The 7,078-nt window shown below is 37.0% G+C and carries 5 protein-coding genes; all 5 read left to right on the forward strand.

The features are described 5' to 3' along the window. Positions 1-108: 108 nt before the first annotated feature. Genes FYJ81_RS12245 through ilvA form a run of 5 tightly spaced genes read left to right on the forward strand, consistent with a single transcriptional unit; the run spans position 109 to position 5,942 of the window. Complete coding sequence (locus tag FYJ81_RS12245; protein WP_107383574.1) at positions 109-1,644, forward strand: 2-isopropylmalate synthase; 1,536 nt, start codon at positions 109-111, stop codon at positions 1,642-1,644. Next, positions 1,641-2,681 carry a 3-isopropylmalate dehydrogenase gene (gene leuB / locus FYJ81_RS12250; protein ID WP_107383573.1) on the forward strand — a complete coding sequence of 347 codons (1,041 nt, stop codon included), beginning with the start codon at positions 1,641-1,643 and terminating at the stop codon, positions 2,679-2,681. The genes FYJ81_RS12245 and leuB overlap by 4 nt, the downstream gene beginning before the upstream one ends. Positions 2,682-2,698: 17 nt before the next feature. Next, positions 2,699-4,069, forward strand: a complete 1,371-nt coding sequence (gene leuC, locus FYJ81_RS12255; RefSeq protein WP_107383572.1) for a 3-isopropylmalate dehydratase large subunit — start codon at positions 2,699-2,701, stop codon at positions 4,067-4,069. Between the two features lies 1 nt (position 4,070). Beyond that, entirely contained in the window at positions 4,071-4,646 is a 576-nt protein-coding gene (gene leuD / locus FYJ81_RS12260) for a 3-isopropylmalate dehydratase small subunit (RefSeq protein ID WP_019469534.1), read from the forward strand. 27 nt (positions 4,647-4,673) lie between these two features. Next, positions 4,674-5,942 (forward strand): threonine ammonia-lyase IlvA, encoded by a 1,269-nt coding sequence (gene ilvA, locus FYJ81_RS12265; RefSeq protein ID WP_107383571.1) that lies wholly within the window; start codon positions 4,674-4,676, stop codon positions 5,940-5,942. Positions 5,943-7,078 lie beyond the last annotated feature (1,136 nt).

Below are 7,078 nucleotides of genomic sequence, written 5' to 3' on the forward strand. Positions count from 1 at the left end.
GATGTCTGAAGAATCAAGCGAAGTCCCCCTTTTATTTTAAGGACAAGTTAAGATTCTTCAGCCGACACATCATATTCAACTAAATCTATTTATTAGGAGATGTTTAAAATGACTAGCCATATTCAAATTTTTGATACAACACTAAGAGACGGAGAACAAACGCCCAGCGTAAACTTTTCATTCGATGAACGCTTGAAAATTGCGAAGCAACTTGAAAAATGGGGCGTTGATATCATCGAAGCTGGTTTTCCTGCTTCAAGTTCAGGTAGCTTTAAATCTGTGGAAGCTATTTCTAAAGCATTAACAACCACTGCTGTTTGTGGCTTAGCACGCTGTGTAAAAAAAGATATTGACGCAGTGTACCAATCAACTAAAGAGGCTGTAAAACCTAGAATACATGTATTCTTAGCAACTAGCCCTATACATCGTGACTCAAAACTCATGATGTCTAAAGAAGAAGTGTTAACATCAATCAAAGAGCATGTTGCTTATGCTACAAAGTATTTTGACGTAGTTCAATTTTCACCAGAAGATGCTACAAGAACGGAACTGCCCTTCTTAATCGAATGTGTGCAAACTGCAGTTGATGCGGGAGCAAGTGTAATCAATATACCTGATACTGTTGGATTTAGTTATCCTACAGAATATGGCAAAATTTTTAAAACACTCCAAGAAAACGTTAATACGAATCACGAAGTTATTTATAGTGCACACTGTCACGATGACTTAGGCTTGGCAGTTGCAAATAGTATGGCCGCAATTGAAAATGGCGCCAAACGCATTGAAGGCACCTTAAATGGTATTGGCGAACGTGCAGGTAACACAGCCCTAGAGGAAGTTGCACTTGGCCTATACGTTCGACAAGATCATTATGGTAATCAATCACAAATAAATCTTGAAGAAACTAAAAATACATCTGATTTAATAGCACGATATGCAGGTATTCGAGTCCCAAGAAACAAAGCTATTGTCGGACAAAATGCTTTTAGTCACGAATCAGGTATTCATCAAGATGGTGTTCTTAAAAACCCTGAAACTTATGAGATTATGACACCACAATTAGTAGGCGTCAAAACAACTGAACTACCACTTGGTAAATTATCAGGTAAACATGCCTTTTCAGAAAAGTTAGTCGCATTGGGATATGATGTAGATTCAGAAGAACAAAAAGAACTATTTAAGCAATTTAAAACAATCGCTGATAAGAAAAAAGCAGTTACTGACAGAGATATACATGCGCTCATTCAAGGTACTGAACACGAACAAAATGCAATCTATAAAGTAGAAGCACTACAACTACAATTCGTCTCAAATGGACTACAAAGTGCTGTCGTAGTTATTCAAGATAGAGATGGAAATACGTATCAAGACTCAAGTATTGGTACTGGCTCAATTGTTTCTGTATACAATGCGGTAGATCGAATTTTTGATCGCAAAACTGAACTTATAGATTATCGCATTGACTCTGTAACTGAAGGTACTGATGCACAAGCAGAAGTTCACGTGCAAATTAAAATAGGAGATCAAATTGTTACAGGTGTAGGTATTGACCATGACATCTTATTAGCGTCATGTAAATCTTATGTTGAAGCACATGCTAAATACGTTTCTAATTCAGAAGTGAAAGAAGGTATTCACTCATGAGTTATAAGATTGTAGCACTTCCCGGGGATGGGATTGGGCCAGAAATTTTAAATGGTTCACTAGAAATTCTTTCACAACTAAGTGATATCTATAATTTTAACTATGAAATAGAAACACATGATTTTGGCGGTATCGCTATTGATAATCATGGTACACCACTACCAGATACGACGCTAAATGCTTGTAAACAAGCCGATGCAATTCTATTAGGTGCTGTTGGTGGCCCAAAATGGACAGACCCTAACAATAGACCTGAACAAGGTCTATTAGGTATTCGAAAAGCATTAGGTCTATTTGCTAATATTCGCCCCACTATTGTAACAAGCGGTACCAGCAATTTATCACCTATTAAAAAAGAACGTGTAGCTGGTACAGATTTTATTTTAGTGAGAGAGTTAACAGGTGGTATTTACTTTGGCGAACCAAAACATTGGGATGAAGATAAAGCTTTAGATTCCTTAACTTATACACGCACAGAAATAGAACGAATTGCAAGGGTTGCTTTTGATTTAGCCCAAAATCGTCATAAAAAATTAACTTCAGTAGATAAGGAAAATGTACTATCTTCTAGTAAATTATGGAGAAAAGTTATAAATGATGTATCTAAAGAATATCCAGAGGTTGAGGTTAATCATTTACTTGTAGATGCTTGCGCAATGCACATCATTACAAATCCTTCTCAATTTGACGTCATTGTAACTGAAAATTTATTTGGAGATATTTTAAGTGATGAGGCATCTGTAATTCCTGGTTCACTCGGTCTTTCGCCATCAGCGAGTTTTAGTGAAAAAGGACCAAGACTCTATGAACCAATTCATGGTTCTGCACCGGATATTGCAAATAAAGATATTGCAAATCCATTCGGCATGCTTTTATCAGTGGTTATGTGTTTAAGAGAAAGTCTTAATGCTCCTGAAGCAGCTCAAAAATTAGAATCAGTCATATACCAACTTATCGAAGATGAAAAAACGACTCAAGATCTCAATGGTAAATATAAAACAACAGATATTTTTAAATTTATTAAACAAAATCTTTAAAAAGGAGGAGATGTCATATGGGTAAAACACTATTTGACAAAGTTTGGAATAAGCATGTCTTAACTGGTAAAGAAGGTGACCCACAATTATTATATATAGACCTACATCTTATACACGAAGTCACATCTCCTCAAGCTTTTGAAGGGCTCAGACTACAAAATAGAAAGTTGCGCAGACCAGATTTAACATATGCAACACTAGATCATAACGTCCCTACGATTGATATTTTTAATATCAAAGATGAAATTGCTAATAAACAAATAACAACACTTCAAAAAAATGCAAAAGAATTTGATGTGCATATATTTGATATGGGTTCTGATGAACAAGGCATCGTGCATATGGTTGGTCCTGAAACCGGACTTACACAACCTGGAAAAACAATCGTATGTGGAGACTCACATACTGCCACACACGGTGCTTTTGGTGCAATTGCATTTGGTATTGGAACTAGTGAAGTAGAACATGTTTTTGCAACACAAACATTATGGCAAACAAAGCCTAAAAATTTAAAAATTGATGTAACTGGTAAATTACCTACAGGTGTATATGCAAAAGATATTATCTTACATCTTATTAACCAACATGGTGTTGACTTTGGTACTGGATATGCACTTGAGTTTTCAGGTGAAACTATAAGTAGTCTATCAATGGAAGCTAGAATGACTATTTGTAATATGGCAATCGAAGCAGGTGCAAAATATGGCATGATGGCTCCTGATGAAACTACATTTGAATATGTTAAAGGAAGACCCTATGCAACAAACTATGCGTACTCTGTGGATGAATGGCGTGAATTATACACAGATGAAGATGCAAATTTTGATAAAATCATACAACTAGATGTATCTGATTTAGAACCACAAGTGACTTGGGGTACTAGCCCTGAAATGGGTGTTAGCTTTAATACACCATTCCCCGAAATCAATGACGTTAATGATGAACGTGCCTACAACTATATGGGGTTAAAACCAGGCCAAAAAGCAGAAGACATTGATTTAGGTTATGTATTTTTAGGTTCTTGTACGAACGCCCGACTATCTGACCTAATAGAAGCGAGCCATATTGTAAAAGGAAATCAAGTGCATCCTAATATTACAGCAATCGTTGTTCCAGGGTCTAGAACTGTAAAGATAGAAGCAGAAAAGCTAGGGCTTGATAAAGTATTTAAAAATGCTGGATTTGAATGGAGAGAACCTGGTTGTTCGATGTGTCTTGGTATGAACCCAGATCAAGTACCTGCTGGTGTGCATTGTGCATCAACAAGTAATCGTAACTTTGAAGGACGTCAAGGCAAAGGTGCACGAACACATCTAGTCTCCCCTGCTATGGCAGCTGCTGCAGCCATTAACGGTAAGTTTGTAGACGTAAGAAAGGTGGTTGTATAATATGGAAATTCAACCAATCACAACCTATACTGGTAAAGTTGTGCCACTGTTCCATGATAATATAGATACTGACCAAATCATTCCAAAAGTGCACCTAAAACGAATTTCTAAATCTGGTTTTGGACCTTTTGCCTTTGATGAATGGCGCTACTTAGAGGATGGATCCGACAATCCAGATTTCAATCCAAATAAACCAGAATACCAAGATGCCACTATTTTAGTAACGGGTGATAATTTTGGTTGTGGCTCGAGCCGTGAACATGCAGCTTGGGCAATTAAAGATTATGGGTTTGATATTATAATTGCTGGTAGTTATAGCGATATATTTTATATGAATTGTACTAAAAATGCGATGTTACCTATCGTATTAAATGCAGATGAACGTCAATATATTGCCAATGCAGGCAAAGTCACTGTTGACTTACCTAATCAAACTGTAACTGCAAATAATAAATCATTTCACTTTGACATTGATGGAACGTGGAAAAATAAACTTGTTAATGGACTTGATGATGTTGCGGTAACACTACAATACGAAGATGAAATTCAAGCTTATGAAACGTCAAAAACTTTTTAACGAAACTTAAATAAAGGTGTGAAATTTATGGCTGTTAAAACAACTGTTTCTTCAAAAGATATAGATGAAGCTTTCTTACAATTGAAAGATGTTGTTAAAGAAACTCCTTTGCAAAAGGATCATTACTTATCGCATAAATATGATTGTGATGTCTATTTAAAAAGAGAGGACTTACAATGGGTTAGATCATTTAAATTAAGAGGTGCTTATAACGCAATTATAGCGTTAAATGAAAGTGATAGACAAAACGGTATTACATGTGCAAGCGCAGGTAACCATGCACAAGGTGTTGCATACACGGCTAACAAACTTAATTTAAATGCTGTTATATTTATGCCTGTGACTACGCCTCTTCAAAAGATAAATCAAGTGAAATTTTTTGGTGGAAGTAACACTGAAGTCGTACTCACCGGTGATACATTTGATGATTGTCTAAAAAAGGCGCTCACGTATACACAAGATCATAAAATGAATTTCATCGATCCATTTAATAATATTTATACAATCGCTGGCCAAGGTACACTAGCTAAAGAAATTTTAGAACAATCTAAAGAGGATAACGTACAATTTGATTATTTATTTGCAGCTATAGGTGGTGGTGGATTAATTTCAGGGGTAGGTACTTACTTTAAAGAACATTCACCACAAACTTCAATCATTGGCGTAGAGCCTGCTGGTGCTAGTAGCATGTATGCTTCGGTTGTGCTAGAAAATCAAATTGTGACTTTACCTGAAATTGATAAATTTGTGGATGGTGCATCTGTAGCAAAAGTCGGTGAAATCACATATGATATCGCCAAAAATGTAGTTGATGACTACGTACAAGTCCATGAAGGTGCTGTATGTTCAACAATCTTAGACATGTATTCTAAACAAGCAATTATAGCTGAACCTGCTGGTGCTTTGAGTGTTTCAGCATTAGAACAATATCGTTCAGAAATTAAAGGTAAGACAGTTGTTTGTGTTGTAAGTGGTGGTAACAATGATATTAACCGCATGAAAGAAATCGAAGAACGTTCTTTATTATTTGAGGAAATGAAACATTATTTCATTCTCAACTTCCCACAAAGACCTGGAGCTTTAAGAGAATTTGTAAATGATGTGCTTGGACCAAAAGATGACATTACTAAATTTGAGTATCTTAAGAAAAGTTCTCAAAATACAGGGACTGTTATCATCGGTATCCAATTAAATAATCATCAAGATTTAGATAACTTAAAGTTAAATGTAGATGAATTTGACCCTTCAAATATCTACATCAATGAGAATAAAATGCTTTATTCACTATTAATTTAAAAAAGTCTAGCTTATGCTAGACTTTTTATTTTATGTTCAATACGAATTTAACATTTTCAATTTATTGTTCTAATGGTACTTATGCATGAGCTTTTGCTCATGCCATGTATTTCCGTTTCCTTTCTCTTACAGAACGTAAGTCGGCTACCTTCGGCGCTAAGGAGCTTTCCTGACTTTAGACAAGCGCTCGCATCTTTTCTCAGTTTCACGCTTTCCTCACTCACTTACCACTTGTAAGCTCGTTTCGTCTTTCGCTCACTTCGTCAGCTTCAAACGCTTTCTTTTGTCAGTTTACAGTTCTTCGAACTGGAAGTTAAGCTCCTTTTTGATGCAAAAAAAAGAGACCCTTTCGGGTCTTAATTGCCTGGCAACGTCCTACTCTTGCGGAACGTAAGTCGGCTACCTTCGGCGCTAAGGACCTTTCCTGACTTTAGACAAGCGCTCGCATCTTTTCTCAGTTTCACGCTTTCCTCACTCACTTACCACTTGTAAGCTCGTTTCGTCTTTCGCTCACTTCGTCAGCTTCAAACGCTTTCTTTTGTCAGTTTACAGTTCTTCGAACTGGAAGTTAAGCTCCTTTTTGATGCAAAAAAAGAGACCCTTTCGGGTCTTAATTGCCTGGCAACGTCCTACTCTTGCGGAACGTAAGTCGACTACCATCGGCGCTAAGGACCTTTCCTGACTTTAGACAAGCGCTCGCATCTTTTCTCAGTTTCACGCTTTCCTCACTCACTTACCACTTGTAAGCTCGTTTCGTCTTTCGCTCACTTCGTCAGCTTCAAACGCTTTCTTTTGTCAGTTTACAGTTCTTCGAACTGGAAGTTAAGCTCCTTTTTGATGCAAAAAAAGAGACCCTTTCGGGTCTTAATTGCCTGGCAACGTCCTACTCTTGCGGAACGTAAGTCGGCTACCTTCGGCGCTAAGGACCTTTCCTGACTTTAGACAAGCGCTCGCATCTTTTCTCAGTTTCACGCTTTCCTCACTCACTTACCACTTGTAAGCTCGTTTCGTCTTTCGCTCACTTCGTCAGCTTCAAACGCTTTCTTTTGTCAGTTTACAGTTCTTCGAACTGGAAGTTAAGCTCCTTTTTGATGCAAAAAAAGAGACCCTTTCGGGTCTTAATTGCCTGGCAACGT

Origin of the sequence: Staphylococcus sp. McC-251-APC-3A2 (genome assembly GCF_009695665.1) — a bacterium.
GTDB lineage: Bacteria > Bacillota > Bacilli > Staphylococcales > Staphylococcaceae > Staphylococcus > Staphylococcus cohnii.